The sequence below is a fragment of the Seohaeicola sp. genome (genome assembly GCF_048006315.1).
GTDB lineage: Bacteria > Pseudomonadota > Alphaproteobacteria > Rhodobacterales > Rhodobacteraceae > Seohaeicola.
The window spans coordinates 2,028,705-2,046,963 of the sequence record NZ_CP180350.1; the positions used below are offsets into that span (position 1 = coordinate 2,028,705).

Here is an 18,259-nt window from a genome sequence, read left to right on the forward strand (position 1 = left end):
TTCGCCATATTTTCACATTTTTATGCAGTTCCCTACAGATATTTTAAGTTTTGTTGAAAGTGGCGGCGCCGCGCATCGCGACTGGGGAGAGTTGCAGCCGGCCCGCGCCTCGGGGGAGGATACCGGATTGGACGCTGAACGGGTGTTTCAAAGCCCGTCCTTGACATCACCATTCAGGGTGGTGCCTTCGGGCCAGAGCGCGGCTGATGCGGCAGCCAATGCCGCTGCGGCGGCGTTCTGGGATTGGTCGTCTCGTCCGGCGGAAGACCGCGCCGCTCATCTTCGGAATATGGCCGATGCGCTTGACGGCAGCCGCGCGCTTTTGGTGGATCTGGCCGCGCACGAAGTCGGCGCGGCGCCACGCTGGACAGAGTTCAACATCGACCTTGCCCTGCGGATCCTGCACCAGTCCGCCGAACTGCCTTTCCTGTTGGCGGATCGGCACATGCCCCCAGGCGCCGACGGCAGCCTGTCGATCCTGCGCCGACAGCCGGTGGGCGTTGTCCTTGGCATCGCGGCCTGGAATGCGCCGATCACCCTTGCCGTGCGGGCGATTGCAACGCCCATGGCCTGCGGCAATACCGTTGTTCTGAAAGGGTCGGAACATTGCCCTCAGACACATCGGGCGGTCGTCGACATCCTGAACGGGTCGGGCTTGCCGAAAGGTGTGGCAAATGTGGTGACCGCCCTGCCCGACCAGTCCGAACCCATCGTCAATCACCTGATCGCCCATCCCGCCGTCCGTCGTGTCAACTTCACCGGATCGACACGTGTCGGCAGACAGGTCGCCGTGACCGCCGCGCAGTATCTGAAGCGTTGCGTGCTGGAACTGAGCGGCAAGGCCGCGTTGATCGTGCTGGAGGATGCCGATCTTGATGCGGCCGTCGATGCGGCGACGCATGGGGCGTTTTTCAATCAGGGCCAGGTCTGCATGTCGACCGAACGGGTCATCGTGCTTGAGGCCATAGCGGACAGTTTCGTCGAAAAACTGGTCCAGAGGACACGTGGCCTGCGCGCGGCGGATCCGCGGCGTGAAACCGCCCCGCTTGGCACGATGATCCACGCCGCCGCAGCCGAGCGCGTGGCCGCACTGATCCGCGACGCACAGGACAAAGGTGCCGAACTGCTGATCGGTGGCCGGGTCGAGGGCGCGGTGATGCAGCCCGCGGTGATCGACCATGTCTCGTCCAACATGGCGATCTATCACGAGGAAAGCTTTGGCCCTGTCGCCTCGATCCTGCGCGTGCAGGACGAGGAAGAAGCGCTCTCGATCGCCAATGACACCGAATACGGTCTGGCCTCGGCGATCTTCAGCCGGGACACGGATCGCGCGCTTGCCATGGCGGAACGGTTGGAAACCGGGATCTGCCATATCAACGGCTCGACGGTCTACGATGACCCCGCAATGCCTTTCGGGGGGATGAAGGCCAGCGGATACGGACGCTTCGGCGGAGATACCGCCCTGGATGAATTCACTGAATTGCGCTGGATCGCGCTGCATCCCGAAGGAGCGCGACACAGTTTGTGAACAGGTGCCACCAAGAGCACCGACAAGACGACACCAACACCTGACCCTGGAGGAGGATCAAGATGAAACGCAGAACAGCCTTGAAATTCGCGGCGGCCCTGGCACTGACGACCAGCCTTGCCACCGGCGCCGTCAGCGCCGAAACGATCAAGATCGGCGCCGCAGCGCCCAAGACCGGCCCGCTGGCCGGTGGTGCCGCAGTCAGCCAGTGGCCGAACGTGCAGCTTTGGGCGGCACAGGTCAACGAGCGTGGCGGGATCAATGTCGGCGGCACGATGATGCCGGTCGAAGTGATCGAATACGATGACCAGACCAACCCCGGCGAGACGATCAAGGCCATTCAGCGCCTTGCCACACAGGACGAGGTGAATTTCATTGTCTCGCCCTATGGCACCGGCCTTGTCGTCGCGGCCGCGCCGATCTTTGCGCGCTACGGCTATCCGCTGATCGCCGTGTCGGCGATCACCGACCAGCAGCCCGCCCTGTCCAAGCAGTTCCCGGACATGTTCTTCACCCTTGGCACCACCTCTGCCCTGGCCGAGGACACCGTGAAGATCCTGACCGACATGCGCGACGGCGGTCAGCTGGGCAACAAGATCGCCATGGTCAACGTGGCCGATGCCTTCGGGATCGAACTGGCCGAGGTGGCGCGGGGCAAGTTCAAGGAAGCCGGGTTCGAGATCGTCTATGACACGTCCTATCCGCTGGGCACGCAGGATCTTTCGCCCGTGATGAAGGGCGCGAAAGCGGCTGCACCCGATGCCTTCGTGGCATGGTCCTATCCGCCCGACACCTTTGCGCTGACCGAACAGGCGATCATCGAGGATCTGCAGGTGCAAGCCTTCTACACCGCCGTGGCGACCCCGTTCCCCGGCTATGGCGCCCGGTTCGGCGCTGCAGCCAATGGCGTGATGGGGCCGGGCGGCGTCAATGTCGACGATCCCAAGTTCCAGGAATATGCCGCTGCCCACGAGACGATCACCGGGGCAAAGCCTGACTTCTGGGCTTCCGCCACGACCTATGCCTCGCTTCAGATCCTGGAGCAGTCGATCGAAGCAGTCGGGCTGGATCGCAAGGCCGTCGCCGATCACCTGCGCAGCGGCACATTCGATACCGTGCTGGGGCCGATCAGCTTCGACGAGAACAACAACAATCAGGCGTTCTGGACAGTTGGTCAGTGGCAGGATGGTGTGTTCAAGGGCGTCGCGTCGCGTGGTCGCGAGGGCGCTGTGCCCGTGATCCTCAAGGATGGCTGGCAGTAAGACCGGCGTTTCGGGTGCCCCGGTTTCGACCGGGGCACCCATGCTGGCGCGGGGAATGGCGGGAACGGGACGCAGATGGATATTCTGATCACAGGGCTTTTGCTGGGCGGCACCTACGCGCTGATCGCGATGGGGCTGAACCTGCAATATGGCGTGGCCCGCATCATGAACCTGGCCAATGGCGAGATGCTGGTGGCGGGCGGTTTCGCCGCCTTCTGGATGTACACGGGCGGGCAGATCAGCCCGTTCCTGACCATTTTCCTGCTGGCACCGCTGACATTCGCGCTGAACTGGCTGATCTACAAGATCATGCTGCAACCGCTGGTCAAACGCGCCAAGACGCGCGGGCAGCTTGAGACGGACAGCATCCTTGCCACCTTCGGTCTGTCCTTCGTCATGGTCGGGCTGATGCTGATGGTCTTTGGCGGCGACTATTTCAATTATTCCTACCTGGCGCGGCCCATCGTGATCGCGGGCGATACATTCGCGCTGAACCGGGTCGCCTCTTTCCTGGGGGCGGTGGTGATCTGTGGCGCGCTCTACATCTGGCTGAACCGCAGCAGACCGGGCCTGTCGATCCGCGCCATCGCGGTGGCGCCGGAGAGCGCGCGGCTGGTGGGCATCAACGTGGGCCATCTGGCCGCGCTGGCCTTTGCTCTTGGGGGTGCCGTGACAGCGGTCGGCGGCGCACTTTTGTCGACCTACCTGACACTTGATGCGTCAACCGGTGTGATCTTCACGCTCAAGGCCTTGATCATCGTGATCATGGGCGGCGTCGGTGACGTGCGCGGCACCATCGTCGCGGCCCTGCTTCTGGGTGTGGTGGAAACCCTTGTCGCCACTCTACTCGATCCGGGCCTGACGCTGGCGGCGGCCTATACGCTTTTCATCCTGATCCTTCTGTTCCGCCCGCAAGGCCTTTTCGGAAAGAAGCCCACATGACCGGAACGGATATCCGAAACCTCTGCCTTTCTGCGCTGGCGCTTGGCATTTGCGCCCTGCTGCCGCTGTCTGGATCCGGCTACTGGCTGTCGATTGGTGTCACCATCGTGATGTTCACCGCGCTGGCGACAAGCTGGGCGCTGTTTTCGGGCCCCACGCATTACATCTCGCTGGCAACGGCGGCGTTTTTCGGTGTCGGCACCTATGTGACCGGGCTGGGTTTCGAAACCCTGCCGTTCTGGTCGCTGGTGGGGATAGCGGCCGTCCTTGGCGCGGTGCTGGCCGCATTGGTCGGGCTGGCCACGCTGCGCCTGTCCGGCGTCTATTTCGTGATCTTCACACTCGGTCTGGCCGAACTGGTCCGGCAGGTCATCACCTGGGTGCAGAACCGGTCCGGGCAGAAGGGCCTGTATGTGCTGACCGACATTTCCGAGGCCGACATCTACTGGATGCTTCTGGCCCTCGCGGGGGCAGTGTTTCTGGCAGGCTGGCTGATCGGGCGGTCGCGGCTGGGCTTTGCGCTGCGCATCATCGGGGATGATGAAACCGTCGCGGTGCATTCCGGCATCAACACCGCGCTGTCCAAGGTGCTGCTGTTCATGGTGCCGGGGTCGGTCGCGGCCATGACCGGCGCAATCCTGGCGCCACGCTATGTCTATATCGAACCCAGCCTTGCCTTTGCGCCGATGCTGTCATTCCAGGTGGTGATCATGGCGCTGTTGGGCGGGGCCGGACGCCTGTGGGGGCCGCTTGTCGGTGTCATCCCCTTCACGCTGCTGTGGGAAAGCATTTCGTCCAGCTTCCCGCAACAGACAACGCTGCTTCTGGGTGTCGCCTTCCTGGTCATCGTATACCTGCTGCCACGCGGCTTTGTCGGGTTGCTGGACCAGATCCGGCAACGCGCGGCCCCCAAGGATCCGGAGGCTCAGGCATGAACACGCCCGTCCTGTCCCTGCGCAATGTGACCAAACGCTTCGGCGGCCTGGTGGCGGTGAATGCAATGACCTTCGATGTCGCCGAGCATCAGGTGATGGGCCTGATCGGCCCCAACGGGTCGGGCAAGTCCACGACGATGAACCTGATCTCGGGCGCGCTGAAAGTGTCCGGTGGCGAGGTTCTGTTGAGGGGCAGCCCGATCACGACCCTGCCCGCCGAACAGATCAACCGGCGTGGCATCGCGCGCACCTTTCAGCTGGTGCGTCTGCTGCCGTCGATGAGCGTGCTGGAGAATGTCGTGGCGGGGGCCGTTTTCGGCCACCGTCGCCGCTGGGGGCACGAGGCGCGCACCCATGCCGAGAGCCTGCTGGCCCGCGTGGGGCTTGAGGGCAAGGGTCATCTGCGCGTGGGGCAACTGACCTATATCGACACCAAGCGGGTGGAACTGGCGCGTGTTCTGGCCAGCGACCCCAAGCTTCTGTTGCTGGATGAATGGCTGGCCGGCCTCAACCCGACCGAACTGCAGATCGGGATCAGCCTGATCAAGTCGCTGCGCGACGATGGCCGCACGATCATTCTGGTCGAACATGTGATGGATGCGATCCGGTCGCTCTGCGACACCTGCGTGGTCATGGCCTCGGGCACCAAGATCGCCGAGGGCGCGCCGCAGCAGGTCCTGTCCGATCCTGATGTGATCCGCGCCTATCTGGGGGATGACGATGTCTAGAACCGGTGGCCTTGAAGTTCGCAACCTGACGGTCGGCTACGGCAAGCATCGCGCGCTTGACGATGCCTCGGTCACGGTGCGTCCCGGCGAGATCGTCGTGATCCTCGGTGCGAACGGGGCGGGCAAATCGACACTTCTCAAGGCCATAAGCGGGATCTGCGAGGGACAGGTCAAGGGGCAGATCACGCTGGATGGCGAAAGCCTGTCGGGTCTGCCCGCCAACCGGATCCTTGATCAGGGCGTGGCACTGGTGCCCGAGGGGCGCGGCGTGTTCGGCGATCTGACCGTGCGCGAGAACCTGATCCTCGGGGCCTATTCGGCGCGCGCGCGCGAGGATCAGGCGACCAATCTGGAACGTGTCCACAGCCTGTTCCCCAAGCTGATCGAACGCAGCGGTCAGGTGGTGCGCACCATGTCCGGGGGCGAGCAGCAGATGGTCGCCATCGGGCGCGCCATGATGTCGAACCCCAATATCCTGACGCTGGACGAACCCTCGCTGGGCCTGTCGCCTCTCTTGTGCAAGGAGTTGTTCCAGAACCTGAAAAAGGTGCGCGATCTGGGGATCGGCATCCTGCTGGTGGAACAGAACGCCAAGCAGAGCCTTGCCATCGCGGATCGCGGCTACCTTCTGGAAAACGCCCATATCGTGCACGAGGACAGCGCCGCCGCCCTGCGCAACGACCCCGCCGTGCAGGCCGCCTATCTGGGGGCGGGCGGGGCCGCGGCGCCGCATACGCATGACGCGCCACCGGCCGCTGGTGAGGCTGTGCCCGCCGAGGCCGCGCCGCAGGGTTTCACCATCGCACCGCGGCCGATGCAGACCGTGTCCGCCGATGCCATCCTTGGCCGGTCGGTGGCCGATCTGGTGGCTGCGGCCAGCCAGCGCCAGCAATCCGCCGTGACCGAGAAACGCACAACACCGCCCGCGCCATCCGGGCAGGTCCAGAATGACCGCCTTGCCGCGACACTGGACGAGATCGCGCGCGCCGCACAAGCCGCCCGCCGCCCCCGCGTGGTCGAGCGTAGCCGCCCGCAGGATCGCCCAAAGGATCGCCCCACCGGGACAACAGCGCAGACACCGCAGCCGCAAGCTCACACGCCGGCATCTGCGCCGGTCACCATCGAAGTCTACCGCGCCCCGCGCGTCGAAGTCTGGCGACGCAGGCCCGGCGCCGATGACTTCGACCGCACATAGGAGAAACGCAAATGCTGGATTCCCCCCTCTCGAAAACCGTCAAGGGCATGTACGTCGGTGGCAACTGGATCGCCGGTCAGACCAGTTTTGACGATATCAACCCCTCGGACGGATCGCTCTATGCGCGTATCCCCGATGGCGGCCGGGCCGAAACGCGCATGGCGATTGCCGCGGCACAGGCCGCCTTTCCGGCATGGTCGAACCTGATGTTTCAGGAGCGCGCGCATTACATGCTCAAGATCGCCGATGTCTGGGAAAGGCGCGCGCCCGATTTCGTGGCCGCCGCACAGGCCGAAGGTGGCGGCTGGTTCGGCAAGGGCATGTTCGAGGCCGGCTACGTGGCCGAGGTGTTCCGCGCCGCCGCCGGGGTTCTTTACGGCTCCATCGGCGAGGTGCTGCCGTCCGAGCATGGCAAGTTCTCGACCGCCGTACGCTATCCGATGGGGGTGATCAGCGTCATCAGCCCGTGGAACATGCCCGGCATCCTGACCGCGCGCGGCTTTGCCTTTCCCATGGCTGCAGGCAATACCATCGTCCTCAAACCCTCAGAGGATACGCCTTATGCGGGCGGGCTTTTCTTCGCCGAAGTGCTGGAGGAAGCGGGCATCCCCAAGGGCGTGTTCAACGTCATCACCTGTTCGCGCGAGCGCGTGCAGGAGATGGGCGACGAGATGATCGAGAACCCGCTGGTCAAGGGCATCTCCTTCACCGGATCGACTCCCGTGGGCCGTCAGATCGCCGCCAAGGCGGGTGCGCATCTCAAGAAATGCTGCGTCGAACTGGGCGGCAAGGACAGCCTGATCGTGCTGGAAGACGCCGATATGGAGCGTGCGACCAGTGCGGCCAGCTTCGGCAGTTTCATGCATCAGGGCCAGATCTGCATGAGCGTCGAAAAGGTGCTGGTGCAGGAGAGCATCTACGCCGATTTCCTGCGCCAATTCGTGGCGCGGGCGTCCAGGCTCAAGACCGGAGACACCAAGGACAAGGCCAATGTGATCGGCCCGCTGATCAACGAACGACAGGTCGTCCGCGTCAAGCACCAGATCGAAGATGCGCTGGCCAAGGGCGCCAAGGCCGTTCTGGGGGGCCGCGTCTGGGATCGCTATGTGGAACCCACGATCCTGACGAACGTGACCCCCGACATGGCCGTCTGGCGGGATGAGACCTTTGGCCCCGTGGCCGTGGTCGTCCCCTTCAAGACCGATGCCGAGGCGATTGCCCTGAACAATGACACCGAATACGGGCTGTCCGCCGGGATCATCACCCGCAACGAGGAACGCGCCCTGCGCATGGCGCGCCAGCTTGAAACCGGGATGTGCCACGTCAACTGCTCGTCCATCAATGACGAACCGCATGTGCCCTTCGGCGGCTCCAAAGCCTCGGGCCTGGGGCGGCACGGCGGCAAGTGGTCGCTTGAAACCTTTACCGAAACGCGCTGGATCACGCTGGACCGTGGCCACCGCCCCTATCCGCCGGTGTTCTGATGGCCGCTTGGGAAAAAAGCGCCCTTCTGAAGGGCAAGGTGATCGTGGTCACCGGATCGGCCAGCGGCATCGGGTTCGAGACCGCGCGCATCTGCACCGCGATGGGGGCCACGGTGCTGGGCGTGGATGTGACCAAGCGGTTTGACCATGTCGAGGAATTCTACCGCGCCGACCTGTCGGATGCGCGCACGATTGATGCGCTGGTCGATGTGCTGCCCTCAGGCATTGACGGCATCGCCAATATCGCGGGCCTGCCGCCCACGGCGCCTGCGGAAAAGGTGCTGCGGGTGAACCTCTTCGGGCTGAAACGCCTGACATTGGGCTTGATCCCCAAGCTGAACGATGGCGCGTCGATCGTGAACCTTGCGTCACTCGCGGGCTTTGGCTGGCCGCAGGCCGTGGCCGCGATCCGCGCCGCGGAGCAGGCGGACATGGATGATCTGGCGGGTTTCATGCAGCGCCATGACATCACCAATGCAGGCGGGCGCAGCTATTTCTTCTCCAAGGAAGCGCTGATCGCATGGACGCAGGCCAACCGCTGGACATGGCGCGACCGGGGCATCCGCATGAACAGCGTCAGCCCCGGCCCGGTGGACACGCCGATCCTTGGCGATTTCATCGAAACGCTGGGCGCGCGCGCCGAGGAAGACATGCGCGTCATGGATCGCCCCGGCCGCGCGAATGATATCGCGCCGGTCGTGGCCTTCCTGCTGTCGGACATGACGACATGGATCCGTGGCACCAATATCCCTGTCGACGGGGGCATGTCGTCGAACATCCTGTGCGAAATGCACGGGCTTACCTGAAGGGGGAGGCTGATATGTCTGCAATTGGCTGGATCATTGTCCTGATCGTCATCGCCGCCGCGCTGATCGCGCTGGCTGCCTGGTTCTATCAACGCGCCACGAACGAGGTGGCACTGGTGAAAACAGGGATCGGGGGCCGCCGCGTCATCATCGACGGGGGCGCGCTGGCCCTGCCCTATTTCCACGAAATCACACGGGTCAACATGCAGACGATCCGCATGACTGTGGCGCGCACAGGCGAGGCCGCCTTGATCACCAAGGACCGGCTACGCGTCGATGTGGGCGCGGATTTCTATGTCTCGGTCACGCCGCAGGCCGACGCGATCACCCGCGCCGCGCAGACCCTTGGCAAGCGCCTGTTCCAGCCGGATCAGTTGCGTGGCCTGATCGACGGGATGATGATCGACGCGCTGCGATCAGTGGCCGCCCGCATGACGATGGACGAGCTGCACGAGAACCGCGCCCAGTTCGTGCGCGAGGTGCGCGAAAGCCTGGCCGAGGCGATGGCCAACTACGGTCTGCAACTGGACTCCGTATCCTTGACCGGGCTGGACCAGACACCGTTTTCCGCGCTGGACGAGAATAACGCCTTCAACGCTGTCGGCATGCGCAAACTGGCCGAGGTGATCGCCAAGTCGAAAAAGGAACGCGCCGAGATCGAAAGCGATAGCGATGTATCCGTGCGCCGCGCCGCGATGGAGGCCGCCAAGCGCAAGCTGGAGATCGACCTTGAGCAGCGCCGCGCCGAAATCGCCCAGGGGCAGGAGATCGAAACCCTGATGGCCGCGCAGCTGGCCGAGGTGGCGCAGCGCAAGGCCGATAGCGAACGCACTGCCGCGCAGGCCCGCATCCGCATGGAGCAGGATATCCAGGCCGCCGATATCGCCCGCGAACAGGCGATCCGCGAAGCCGAGATTGCGCAGAGCCGTGCCCTTGAAGATGCCGAAAGCGCCCGCCAGGTCCAGTTGGCGACACGGAGCCAGGAAGAAAGCCGCGCACAGGCGCAGGCCGATGCCGCCCGCGCCGAGGCCGTGACCGCAGCCGAGGCCGTGCAGACAGCCCGTGCCATGGCTGATGCCGAACGCCGCCGTGCGCTTGCGCTTGTCGCCGCGCAGGAACAGGCCGAAGCTGCCGCAAAACGCGCGGAAATTGCCGCCGCCTCGGACAAGGCAACGGCGGCAGACAAGGCAGAGGCCCGCCTTGCCGAGGCAGAGGCGACAAAGGCAGTGGAACTGGCGAAAGTCGAGGCAGAGCGCGCCCGGATCGAAGCCGAGAATGCCCGTTCCGATGCGATCATCGCGATGGAGCTGGAAAAGGCCCGGCTGGAGGCGATGCCGCGCATTCTGGCCGAGATGGTGCGCCCTGCCGAAAAGATCACCGGCATCAGCATCAACCAGTTGAACGGCGTGGGCGGCACCCGGGGGGAGGGTGGCGAACGCCCCGCATCCCCCGTCAATGCCACGGTCGATGCGATCATGGACATGGCCGTTCAGTTGCCCAGCCTGCAGAAGATCGGGGATCAGATCAGCGCGAACCTTGCGCAGGTCAGCGGCAAGACAAAGCCACGCGACTGAGCCTGCCTTGAAAGAGCCCCGACTGCGGACATGCGGAACGCTGTCGGGGTTCACCGCGCCGGGTTTGCCAGAGGCCGGTTTATCAGCATGACGCAGCCATGTTCGACCTTTCAAGGCCTGCCTGGCCCAGAGCGGCATTCCGGTCAGAACCCTTTACCGCTGGCATGGTCGCTATGTCGCGCATCACGGCCATTCAGGGTCTGGAAGCGCATCCCGGACCCTGTGCGTTACAAATCGGGGCGCAACGTCTGGACGTGACATGGTGCACTGACAGGCCGGCGCGGATCAGGCTTGCGATCCGACCATGTCAGCCTTTCCGGTCAGGACATCCCAGACATAGGCAACACCTCTGGGCGAATGCCTCCTGGTGCGGAAGCAATGCGCCAGCAAGTCTTCGCCGGGCAGAATGTCGTCAAGCCGCAGCACCTGTCCCGTTTCCAGATATGGCGCGGCGATGGCCATCGGCAGCCAGGCCACCGCCGACCCGGCCAGGATGAACTGGATCACCCCTGTGGACAGGCCGGATTCGATCAGCGGATCAAGCCGGATATGGGCAGGGATCGACTTGGCGATATCTTCCCAGAGCACGCGGCCAAAGAAGTTCTGCCGCGGGAAGGTCACCACCTGCAACACCAGGGGCCGGTCGGGTGACGCGTCCAGCAGCGCTTCGCGGGTTCCCGGGCTGGACGTCACGGGGATCAGCCGGTCGCGCGTGATCAGCGACCGCTCAAGCCCCGGCACCTGCCCGAACAGCGGGCGGCGCTCGGTCTCGTAGGCAACCATGATGTCGACCTGCCCGGTCAGCAGCAGCGCGACCCCATCCTCGGGATAGGCTGACTGCAGCTTGAGCAGCAGCCGGTCTTCGTTCTGGCCAACCCGCCCCAGCAAAAGCGAAGGCAGGATGGAGGTGAGGATACTGTGCTGCGCGGCGACCACCACTTTCGATGTATCGCCCTGACTGGCCTGCAACTCGGACCGCAGGTGGCGCAGGGTTGCCGCGACATCATGCAATGTCGGCATGAGGCTGGCCATTTCACGCGACAGGCGCAGCGGGCGATTGCGGCGGTTGACCACCTCGGCACCGAACCAGTCTTCGATCGCGGCGATCCTGCGGGAAAAGGCGGGTTGCGTGACATTGCGCGCCTCGGCTGCCTTGGACAGCGATCCCTTTTCCTCGATCGCAATCAGATCGTCGATCCAGCCGATATCCATAGCAGCCCCTCTTTATGCACATCTTGCATGCTAATTCAAGAAATCGGCATTATTAAAGCCTGTTTCACGCGCTTAACATGAGCGAAAGCAACAAGAGGTTAACAGCGTGAGGGCCATGCCACACAAAACCGGACTGCCCTGCGCAGCAAAGGCGCACCATCCGCACCTGCCCGGTGCGGGTCGGGCCAGACGTCGGATGACCTGACGCATGGCGGGCTGGCTGATCCTTGGATACGTTCTACTGACCCTGGCGGCAGGCGGGGCCATCGCCTATGTCATCGGCGCGGGATCCGTCATGACCTTCATCGCCTTGGGTCAAGCCGATTATCTGGCGATCCTCCCGCAGCGGATGTTCAGCCAGCTGGATGTCTTTGCCTTTCTGGCCATGCCGCTTTTCATCCTGACCGGAGAATTGATGAACCGCGGCGGCATTGCGCGGGCACTGATCGATTTCTCGATGTCCATCGTGGGGCGGCTGAAGGGCGGGCTGGGGCATGTGAACATCCTGACCTCGGTCTTCTTTGCGGGGATCAGCGGATCGGCGGCGGCCGATGCGGCGGCACTGTCGAATACGCTGGTTCCGCAAATGCAGCGGCAGGGCTATTCGCTGAACTACGCTGCGGCCGTCACCGCGGCATCATCGATCATCGGGCCGATCATCCCGCCTTCGATCATCCTGATCTTCTACGGCGCGCTGATGAACACGCCGATTGCCGCGTTGTTCGCGGCAGGCGTCCTGCCGGGACTGTTGCTGGCGGGTGTCCTGCTGCTGGTCAACGGGATCTATGCCCATGTGCAGGATCATCCCGGCGGCAAGGGGGCCGACCTGCCCCCTTTCTGGCCAAGCCTGCGCAAGGCGCTGCCTGCCCTGCTGTTGCCCGTGATCATCCTGTGCGGCGTGCTGTTCGGCTTCACGACACCGGCGGAATCCGCCGGGATCGCGGTGGTTGCCGCCCTGATCATCGGCTTCGCCTATCGCGAACTGGACGGCGCCAAACTGCGTCTGGCGGGCGAACGCACGCTGCTTCTTCTGGGGGCGATCTTCATCATTCTCTGTGCGATCTCGGCCTTCAGCTATGTGACCGCCCTGGCGCAATGGCCGCAGAAGATCTCGGGCGCCGTGGTGGGCCTTGGGCTTGGGCGCACCGAATACCTGCTGGTGCTGAACATCGTGTTCCTGCTGGCCGGCATGGTGATGGATGTCAAAGCCGCCGTCGCCCTTTTGGCCCCGATATTCGTGCCGGTCGCAATCGATCTTGGCGTCGACCCGGTTCATTTGGGGATCGTGATCTGCTTCAACATCACCGTGGGCCTGCTGTCGCCGCCGCTGGGTGGCGTGATCCTGATCATCTCGACCGTCACGGGCGCAAACTACTGGCAACTGATCAAGGCGACCTTTCCCTTCTTCGTGGTCGAAGTCGCCCTGCTGGCAGCGCTGGTCGCCTTTCCGTCAATCTCGTTGGCCTTGCCCACATGGCTTGGCCTGATGCCTTGAACCGTTCCCAGGGAGGACACATCATGAAACATTGGAAAACAGCACTTTCGACCCTTGCGGTGACCGTGGCACTGGCATGGCCAGCCGCGGCAGACACGATCAAGATCGCCATGAACGGCGCCGAGGACCTTGAGACGAACTCGGAATATGCATTCGTGGTTGGCTTCCGCGATGCTCTGGCCGCCAGCGGCATGCAGGTCGAGGTCTTCCCGTCCGATGCGCTGGGATCGGAAAAGGAGCGTATCGGTCAGACAGCGCAGGGGCTGATCCAGATCAACCTGGCGGCGGCAACCTCGCCTGCATCGATCAGCCCCATGTTGCGTGGCCTGATCATGCCCTTCATGTTCCGCAGTGCCGCGGAATTCGACGAGGTCATTGCAAGAACCGATCTGCTTGATCAGATGAACGCACCGCTTCTGGACAGCGGTTTGCGTCTTGTCGCCTTCAACCAGCGCGGACTGGATGCGGGTATCTTCAATGCGCAGAAACCCGTTTCGACCCTCGAGGATCTGGCCAGCCTGCGGATGCGCGCGCTGGACAAGGGACAGGTTGCCTTTTTCCAGGTTCTGGGCGTGCAGTCGACCGTCGTCGCATGGGGCGAAGTCGCGAACGCACTGCAAACCGGGATCGTGGATGGCTATGTGAACCCGCCAAATGCAGCCTTGCGCACGGGCCACACCCAATACCTCAAGCATTACACACCGGCGGCACTGGCCCCCTCGCTGCGGGCGGTCGTGGTTTCCGAAGACTGGTGGTCGGACCTGTCCGATGCGCATCGCGCGGCGATCGCGGCAGCGATTGAAGCAGGCGTTGCCGCAAACCGCGCTTGGGTCACCGAATGGGCAAAGACGGTTGACGCGCAATTCGCCGATGCCGGGGTGACGGTCACCGAACTGGCACCGGGCGAGCGTGACAAGATGCTGGCGCTGGCCGAGGCGGTGCACAAGCAGGTCCTGTCCGAAGATGAGCGCGCCGCCTATGCCGCCGCCCTCGCGCAGGTCCGCAATTGAGCATCGGCAGATGCGGGGGCTGATCATCAAGGCAAGCGATATGGTCGATGCGATTGTGGTCCGCATCGCCATCCTCGCACTGGTCCTGCTTGTGCTTGTCGTGATGCTGCAAGTGGTGGCGCGCTACGTCTTCTTCCAGCCTCCGGTCTGGACCGAGGAAATCTCGCGCTACCTGATGATCTGGGCCGGATTGCTGGGGGCGACGCTGTCCTTCAAGCGGTTCTTCGACCCCGCAGTTTTCCGCCCCCAGCTATCGGATGGAATGCGCAGGCTTGTCTTGGGCCTGCAAAGCATCGCGGTGCTGATCTTCGTGCTGCCGGCGCTTTACTATTGCTTCGTGGGGCCCGGAATGCGCCTTTCGCGCGGGTTCCTGCTGCGCCACGCGCGGACCTATTCCGAAACGCTCGACTTCCCGACCATCTTCGTCGCGGTGGCGGTTCCGCTGTCGCTGTCGGTCATCCTGCTGCATCTTGCCGCCCGCTGGGCCGGCGACACAGGCAAACCCCTGGAAAGCTGAAGCCATGCCCGATTTCGATATTCTTTTCCGCAACGCAAGGCTGATCGACGGCAGCGGCGGCCCCTCGCTGCATGGCGATCTGGGGGTGACGGGCGACAGGATCGACGCCATCGGCCAATTGCAGGGGCACACCGCCACATGGGTGATCGATGCGGATGGTCTGGCCCTTGCCCCCGGCTTCATCGACAGCCATTGCCATGACGACCGCGCCATTCTGGACATGCCCCTGCTGGAGCCGAAGGTCAGCCAGGGTGTGACCACGGTGATCAACGGCAATTGCGGCCTGAGCATCGCGCCTTTCCTGCCGGATCGCCCCGCGCCACCCGCACCGCTGAACCTGATGAGCACGGGAAAGACCGGGGCTTTCCCGGATTTCGCAACCTATTTCAGGACGCTCGCGGATAGCCCATCAGCCGTCAACAGCGCCTGCCTGTGCGGCCATTCCAACCTGCGCCATGCGGTGATGGACCGGCTTGACCGGGCCGCCACACCCGCCGAGATCGCGCAGATGTGCGCCCTGCTGACCGAGGCGCTGGAGCAAGGGGCCATCGGTCTGTCCACCGGGCTATACTATCCCCCCGCCTCGGCCGCACCGACCGAAGAGGTGATCGCGATTTCCAGGACCCTTGCCGCGCAGGGGGGCCTTTACGTGACCCATATGCGCAACGAGGAAGACGAGGTGATCCAGTCGTTGCAGGAAACCTTCCGCATCGGCGCCGAAGCGGGCGTGCCCGTCATCGTTTCGCATCACAAGTGCATGAGCCATGCCAACCACGGCAAGTCGCGCGTCACCCTTCCCATGTTCGACGCGGTGCGCAAGCAGCAGTCCGTGGCACTTGATGCCTATCCCTATGCCGCCAGTTCGACCATCCTGCAGCCGGAACGCGTGGCCAAATGCGCGCGCGTGATGATCACCTGGTCCGACGCCATGCCCGAAGCTTCGGGTCGAGACCTTGACGACATCGCCCGCGAGATGGGGTGCACCCCGACGGAAGCCGCAGAGCGGTTGCTGCCCGGCGGCGCGGTCTATTTCCAGATGGATGAAGACGATGTGCGCCGGATCCTCGCCTATCCCGCCACGATGATCGGGTCGGACGGCATCGTGCAGGACAGGCACCCGCATCCGCGCGCCTGGGGCACCTTCCCGCGCGTGCTTGGCCATTATGCACGCGACGTCGGACTGTTCTCGCTGGAGAAGGCCGTGCACAAGATGACGGGACTGACGGCAAGGACCTTCGGTCTGAAAGATCGAGGCGCGCTTGCGCCCGGCCATTTCGCGGATCTTGTGCTTTTTGATCCGGACATGATCGCGGACATGGCAAGTTTCGCCGAACCCTGTCAGCCCGCCCGAGGGATCGAGATGGTCTTTGCCAACGGTAGCTGCACCTGGATCGACGGAGGGCCGACAGGCAACCGCCCCGGCGTTCCCCTGCGCCGGATGTAGCACAGCGCGATGCTGATAGAGCGTCACGTTGACCCAAAGTCGCCCGGTCCGGGCGTGGAATGCACCAGGCCGCGGCCATGAACCGCGGCGCTTGTTCAGGAGCGCTTGCGCGCAACGATATAGGCACTTACGTCTTTACCTTTCGCGGCGTTGAGTTCGCTGGCAAGCAATTCCAACCCCGCCGCGGACACCTGCGCGTTCAGCGCGGCGCCGTTGAAAATCGTCACATGCGTGCCTTTCCGACAGCGCGCATCGCAGGAAGCATGAAGCGCCGGATCAAAAGGTTCATCTCAGCGATGCAGGGCGTCTTCGAGATGAACAACCCGCCTGGGAAAATCATGTCATGAATGCTGTGCAGGGTATCTGGCAAGTCCCGGACCAGGCGCAGATAGCTGAAAGCGAGAACGGCATCGAATTGATCCCCTTGCGCAACAAGGGACTGGGCGGTTGCCCTGAAAAAAGTCAGGCTCGGAATAGTTCGCGCTGCGTGTTTTTCGTCGGCCATGGCAAGTCGCGCGTGAATGACAGGCGCGTTTTGAGTTGAAAAAATTCTTCCTTCGCAATGACTTGAGGTGGTCCGATCAAGGGCGCATCAACACCAGATTGAATGCGGTCAATGTGCCTGGGGCCTGGTTTCCCATGGAAAGCCCGGATTCACCCTGGCTTCCAGCAGACCCCCAAGACAGTTGCGTCCTTTTCGCCGGCCGAGACATAAGCGTGCCCGAGCGCGCTGTCGAAATAGATACTGTCGCCCTTGGTCAGTTGGATCGGCTCGCGCCCCTTGAGGTGTACCGTCAGATCGCCTTCGAGGACGTAGATGAACTCTTCTCCGGGGTGCGAGATGAAGTCCTCAAAAGCGCCAAAACTGTGGGCCTTGATGTGACCGATCATGGGCACCATGTGCTTGCCGGTCACGTCTGATGCCAGCATGTCATAGTCATATGTCGCCGAGCGGTGCAGCGGCGCCTCGCCCGCGCGGGTGACGGAGACGGTGCCTTGCGAAAAGCTCTCGGCCTGCGCATCGAACAGCTCGCCCACATCCATTCCGATGCCCTGGGCCAGCCGCATGAAGCGATCATAGGTCAAGGAAATCTCGCCGCGCTCCATCTTGGAGATTGTCGAAATCGCAAGCCCCGTGCGCAAAGAAACCTCTTTCAGGGTCCAGTTTCGCGCCTTGCGGATATCGCGGACGCGCGCGCCCAAATCCGCCTCGGAGGTCGTTTCACTTGGTTCGAGAGCAGGTATGAGCTTCTGCATGGTTTTCCTATTGGAAAATAACCTAGCGTTTATGGGGAAAAAAGCAAAACGATTCTAACCCAACGGAGACGTTGCTCTTGTCTGATCTGTCCAAGCCTTTCGATATCGCTGTCATAGGTGCGGGCATCGCTGGAGCGTCAGTGGCATCTGAACTAGCATCGAGAGCCCGCGTCATCCTGATCGAGCAGGAAAGCCAGCCCGGTTATCATACCACCGGGCGCTCTGCTGCCGTCTATTCGCCGATTTACGGACCACAACCCATACGCGCCTTGACGCGCGCTTCGCTGGCCTTTTTCACCAATCCTCCCGAAGGCTTTGCAGATCATCCGCTCTTGTCCCCAATCGACGCAGCCTTTGTTGCCCGTGCAGACCAGACAGCCTCACTAGACGCAATGGAAGCAGAGCTGGCCGATACATCAACAGTACGGCGCGTCGATGCAGCCGAACTGCGACGGCACTTGCCCCTGCTGCGCGAAGGCTACGCCCTCGGCGCCATTTGGGACAGCGGCACTTCCGAGATTGACGTGTCGGCGCTTCATCAGGGGTATCTGCGCGGCTTCAAGGCCGCCGGAGGAACGGTCCTCACCAACGCACCCGTGAGTGCGCTGACAAGAATCGCTGAGGGCTGGCAGATCGACACCGGGCAGGGTGGTCTGACTGCGAAGGTCGTTGTCAACGCGGCGGGTGCCTGGGCAGATGAGGTCGGCCAAATGGCCGGGGCCTGTCTGACGTCAGCGCCCATGGGACAGTTTAGGCATATTGCGGAACGGAGGGTTTCCGGCTCATCGTAGCCTACATGGAGCGAATTATGGACGCCCCCTGCGCAAGGTGTTTTTCACGATAGCATTGACGGCATTGGATGCGTGAATT

General features: G+C 63.2%; 18 protein-coding genes. 14 read left to right on the forward strand and 4 right to left on the reverse strand.

The genetic code is table 11. The annotated features are described in order from the left end of the window. The first annotated feature begins 160 nt into the window (after positions 1-160). From ACMUJL_RS10225 to ACMUJL_RS10265, 9 genes are all read left to right on the forward strand, one after another. A complete protein-coding gene (locus ACMUJL_RS10225; RefSeq protein ID WP_375568526.1) occupies positions 161-1,528 on the forward strand; it encodes an aldehyde dehydrogenase family protein in 1,368 nt (455 codons plus the stop codon). Positions 1,529-1,590: 62 nt separating this feature from the next. Further along, positions 1,591-2,790, forward strand: coding sequence for an amino acid ABC transporter substrate-binding protein (locus ACMUJL_RS10230; RefSeq protein WP_375568524.1), 1,200 nt, complete (start codon positions 1,591-1,593; stop codon positions 2,788-2,790). A 75-nt stretch (positions 2,791-2,865) separates the two neighbouring features. Next, entirely contained in the window at positions 2,866-3,732 is an 867-nt protein-coding gene (locus ACMUJL_RS10235; protein WP_068294330.1) for a branched-chain amino acid ABC transporter permease, read from the forward strand. Continuing rightward, positions 3,729-4,667 carry a branched-chain amino acid ABC transporter permease gene (locus ACMUJL_RS10240; RefSeq protein ID WP_068294333.1) on the forward strand — a complete coding sequence of 313 codons (939 nt, stop codon included), beginning with the start codon at positions 3,729-3,731 and terminating at the stop codon, positions 4,665-4,667. Before ACMUJL_RS10235 ends, ACMUJL_RS10240 begins: the two co-directional genes overlap by 4 nt. After that, positions 4,664-5,395 (forward strand): ABC transporter ATP-binding protein, encoded by a 732-nt coding sequence (locus tag ACMUJL_RS10245; RefSeq protein WP_375568521.1) that lies wholly within the window; start codon positions 4,664-4,666, stop codon positions 5,393-5,395. The genes ACMUJL_RS10240 and ACMUJL_RS10245 overlap by 4 nt, the downstream gene beginning before the upstream one ends. Then, the gene (locus tag ACMUJL_RS10250; RefSeq protein ID WP_375568519.1) at positions 5,388-6,590 is read left to right on the forward strand and encodes an ABC transporter ATP-binding protein; all 1,203 of its coding nucleotides are present in this window, start codon (positions 5,388-5,390) and stop codon (positions 6,588-6,590) included. The genes ACMUJL_RS10245 and ACMUJL_RS10250 overlap by 8 nt, the downstream gene beginning before the upstream one ends. Positions 6,591-6,601: 11 nt before the next feature. Further along, complete coding sequence (locus ACMUJL_RS10255) at positions 6,602-8,074, forward strand: aldehyde dehydrogenase family protein (RefSeq protein WP_416914244.1); 1,473 nt, start codon at positions 6,602-6,604, stop codon at positions 8,072-8,074. Then, a complete protein-coding gene (locus ACMUJL_RS10260; protein ID WP_375568515.1) occupies positions 8,074-8,880 on the forward strand; it encodes a coniferyl-alcohol dehydrogenase in 807 nt (268 codons plus the stop codon). The genes ACMUJL_RS10255 and ACMUJL_RS10260 overlap by 1 nt, the downstream gene beginning before the upstream one ends. Positions 8,881-8,894: 14 nt before the next feature. Then, positions 8,895-10,454, forward strand: coding sequence for a flotillin family protein (locus ACMUJL_RS10265; protein ID WP_068294348.1), 1,560 nt, complete (start codon positions 8,895-8,897; stop codon positions 10,452-10,454). Positions 10,455-10,739: 285 nt separating this feature from the next. Here ACMUJL_RS10265 and ACMUJL_RS10270 read toward each other — a convergent pair whose 3' ends face one another. After that, the gene (locus ACMUJL_RS10270) at positions 10,740-11,666 is read right to left on the reverse strand and encodes a LysR family transcriptional regulator (protein WP_375568512.1); all 927 of its coding nucleotides are present in this window, start codon (positions 11,664-11,666) and stop codon (positions 10,740-10,742) included. Between the two features lie 208 nt (positions 11,667-11,874). On the opposite strand from ACMUJL_RS10270, the gene ACMUJL_RS10275 reads away from it, so the two are divergent. The 4 genes from ACMUJL_RS10275 to ACMUJL_RS10290 are packed head-to-tail and all read left to right on the forward strand — an operon-like array spanning position 11,875 to position 16,132. Next, positions 11,875-13,161: a TRAP transporter large permease gene (locus ACMUJL_RS10275; RefSeq protein WP_375568510.1), complete on the forward strand. Its 1,287-nt coding sequence runs from the start codon at positions 11,875-11,877 to the stop codon at positions 13,159-13,161. A gap of 23 nt (positions 13,162-13,184) precedes the next feature. Next, positions 13,185-14,171: a TRAP transporter substrate-binding protein gene (locus tag ACMUJL_RS10280; protein ID WP_375568508.1), complete on the forward strand. Its 987-nt coding sequence runs from the start codon at positions 13,185-13,187 to the stop codon at positions 14,169-14,171. A 10-nt stretch (positions 14,172-14,181) separates the two neighbouring features. Continuing rightward, on the forward strand, positions 14,182-14,688 hold the full coding sequence (locus ACMUJL_RS10285) for a TRAP transporter small permease (RefSeq protein WP_375568506.1): 507 nt from the start codon (positions 14,182-14,184) through the stop codon (positions 14,686-14,688). 4 nt (positions 14,689-14,692) lie between these two features. Next, on the forward strand, positions 14,693-16,132 hold the full coding sequence (locus tag ACMUJL_RS10290; protein WP_375568504.1) for an N-acyl-D-amino-acid deacylase family protein: 1,440 nt from the start codon (positions 14,693-14,695) through the stop codon (positions 16,130-16,132). A gap of 95 nt (positions 16,133-16,227) precedes the next feature. Here the strand turns inward: ACMUJL_RS10290 and ACMUJL_RS10295 are convergent, their stop codons facing one another. The 3 genes from ACMUJL_RS10295 to ACMUJL_RS10305 all read right to left on the reverse strand — a co-directional run bounded on the left by ACMUJL_RS10295 (position 16,228) and on the right by ACMUJL_RS10305 (position 17,389). Further along, the gene (locus tag ACMUJL_RS10295; RefSeq protein ID WP_375568502.1) at positions 16,228-16,359 is read right to left on the reverse strand and encodes a hypothetical protein; all 132 of its coding nucleotides are present in this window, start codon (positions 16,357-16,359) and stop codon (positions 16,228-16,230) included. After that, positions 16,356-16,637 (reverse strand): methyltransferase domain-containing protein, encoded by a 282-nt coding sequence (locus ACMUJL_RS10300; protein ID WP_375568500.1) that lies wholly within the window; start codon positions 16,635-16,637, stop codon positions 16,356-16,358. Before ACMUJL_RS10300 ends, ACMUJL_RS10295 begins: the two co-directional genes overlap by 4 nt. 149 nt (positions 16,638-16,786) lie before the next feature. Beyond that, positions 16,787-17,389, reverse strand: a complete 603-nt coding sequence (locus ACMUJL_RS10305) for a helix-turn-helix domain-containing protein (RefSeq protein WP_375568498.1) — start codon at positions 17,387-17,389, stop codon at positions 16,787-16,789. 77 nt (positions 17,390-17,466) lie between these two features. Between ACMUJL_RS10305 and ACMUJL_RS10310 the strand changes: the two genes are divergently transcribed. Beyond that, positions 17,467-18,180 carry an NAD(P)/FAD-dependent oxidoreductase gene (locus ACMUJL_RS10310; protein WP_375568496.1) on the forward strand — a complete coding sequence of 238 codons (714 nt, stop codon included), beginning with the start codon at positions 17,467-17,469 and terminating at the stop codon, positions 18,178-18,180. Positions 18,181-18,259 lie beyond the last annotated feature (79 nt).

What these genes read in the sequence shown, in the direction of transcription:
- ACMUJL_RS10305 (WP_375568498.1), bottom strand. Translation starts at nt 17,389, where the DNA reads ATGCAGAAGCTCATACCTGCTCTCGAACCAAGTGAAACGACCTCCGAG.
- ACMUJL_RS10290 (WP_375568504.1), top strand. Translation starts at nt 14,693, where the DNA reads ATGCCCGATTTCGATATTCTTTTCCGCAACGCAAGGCTGATCGACGGC.
- ACMUJL_RS10285 (WP_375568506.1), top strand. Translation starts at nt 14,182, where the DNA reads ATGCGGGGGCTGATCATCAAGGCAAGCGATATGGTCGATGCGATTGTG.
- ACMUJL_RS10280 (WP_375568508.1), top strand. Translation starts at nt 13,185, where the DNA reads ATGAAACATTGGAAAACAGCACTTTCGACCCTTGCGGTGACCGTGGCA.
- ACMUJL_RS10270 (WP_375568512.1), bottom strand. Translation starts at nt 11,666, where the DNA reads ATGGATATCGGCTGGATCGACGATCTGATTGCGATCGAGGAAAAGGGA.
- ACMUJL_RS10255 (WP_416914244.1), top strand. Translation starts at nt 6,602, where the DNA reads ATGCTGGATTCCCCCCTCTCGAAAACCGTCAAGGGCATGTACGTCGGT.
- ACMUJL_RS10245 (WP_375568521.1), top strand. Translation starts at nt 4,664, where the DNA reads ATGAACACGCCCGTCCTGTCCCTGCGCAATGTGACCAAACGCTTCGGC.
- ACMUJL_RS10235 (WP_068294330.1), top strand. Translation starts at nt 2,866, where the DNA reads ATGGATATTCTGATCACAGGGCTTTTGCTGGGCGGCACCTACGCGCTG.
- ACMUJL_RS10240 (WP_068294333.1), top strand. Translation starts at nt 3,729, where the DNA reads ATGACCGGAACGGATATCCGAAACCTCTGCCTTTCTGCGCTGGCGCTT.
- ACMUJL_RS10260 (WP_375568515.1), top strand. Translation starts at nt 8,074, where the DNA reads ATGGCCGCTTGGGAAAAAAGCGCCCTTCTGAAGGGCAAGGTGATCGTG.
- ACMUJL_RS10300 (WP_375568500.1), bottom strand. Translation starts at nt 16,637, where the DNA reads ATGGCCGACGAAAAACACGCAGCGCGAACTATTCCGAGCCTGACTTTT.
- ACMUJL_RS10275 (WP_375568510.1), top strand. Translation starts at nt 11,875, where the DNA reads ATGGCGGGCTGGCTGATCCTTGGATACGTTCTACTGACCCTGGCGGCA.
- ACMUJL_RS10230 (WP_375568524.1), top strand. Translation starts at nt 1,591, where the DNA reads ATGAAACGCAGAACAGCCTTGAAATTCGCGGCGGCCCTGGCACTGACG.
- ACMUJL_RS10265 (WP_068294348.1), top strand. Translation starts at nt 8,895, where the DNA reads ATGTCTGCAATTGGCTGGATCATTGTCCTGATCGTCATCGCCGCCGCG.
- ACMUJL_RS10250 (WP_375568519.1), top strand. Translation starts at nt 5,388, where the DNA reads ATGTCTAGAACCGGTGGCCTTGAAGTTCGCAACCTGACGGTCGGCTAC.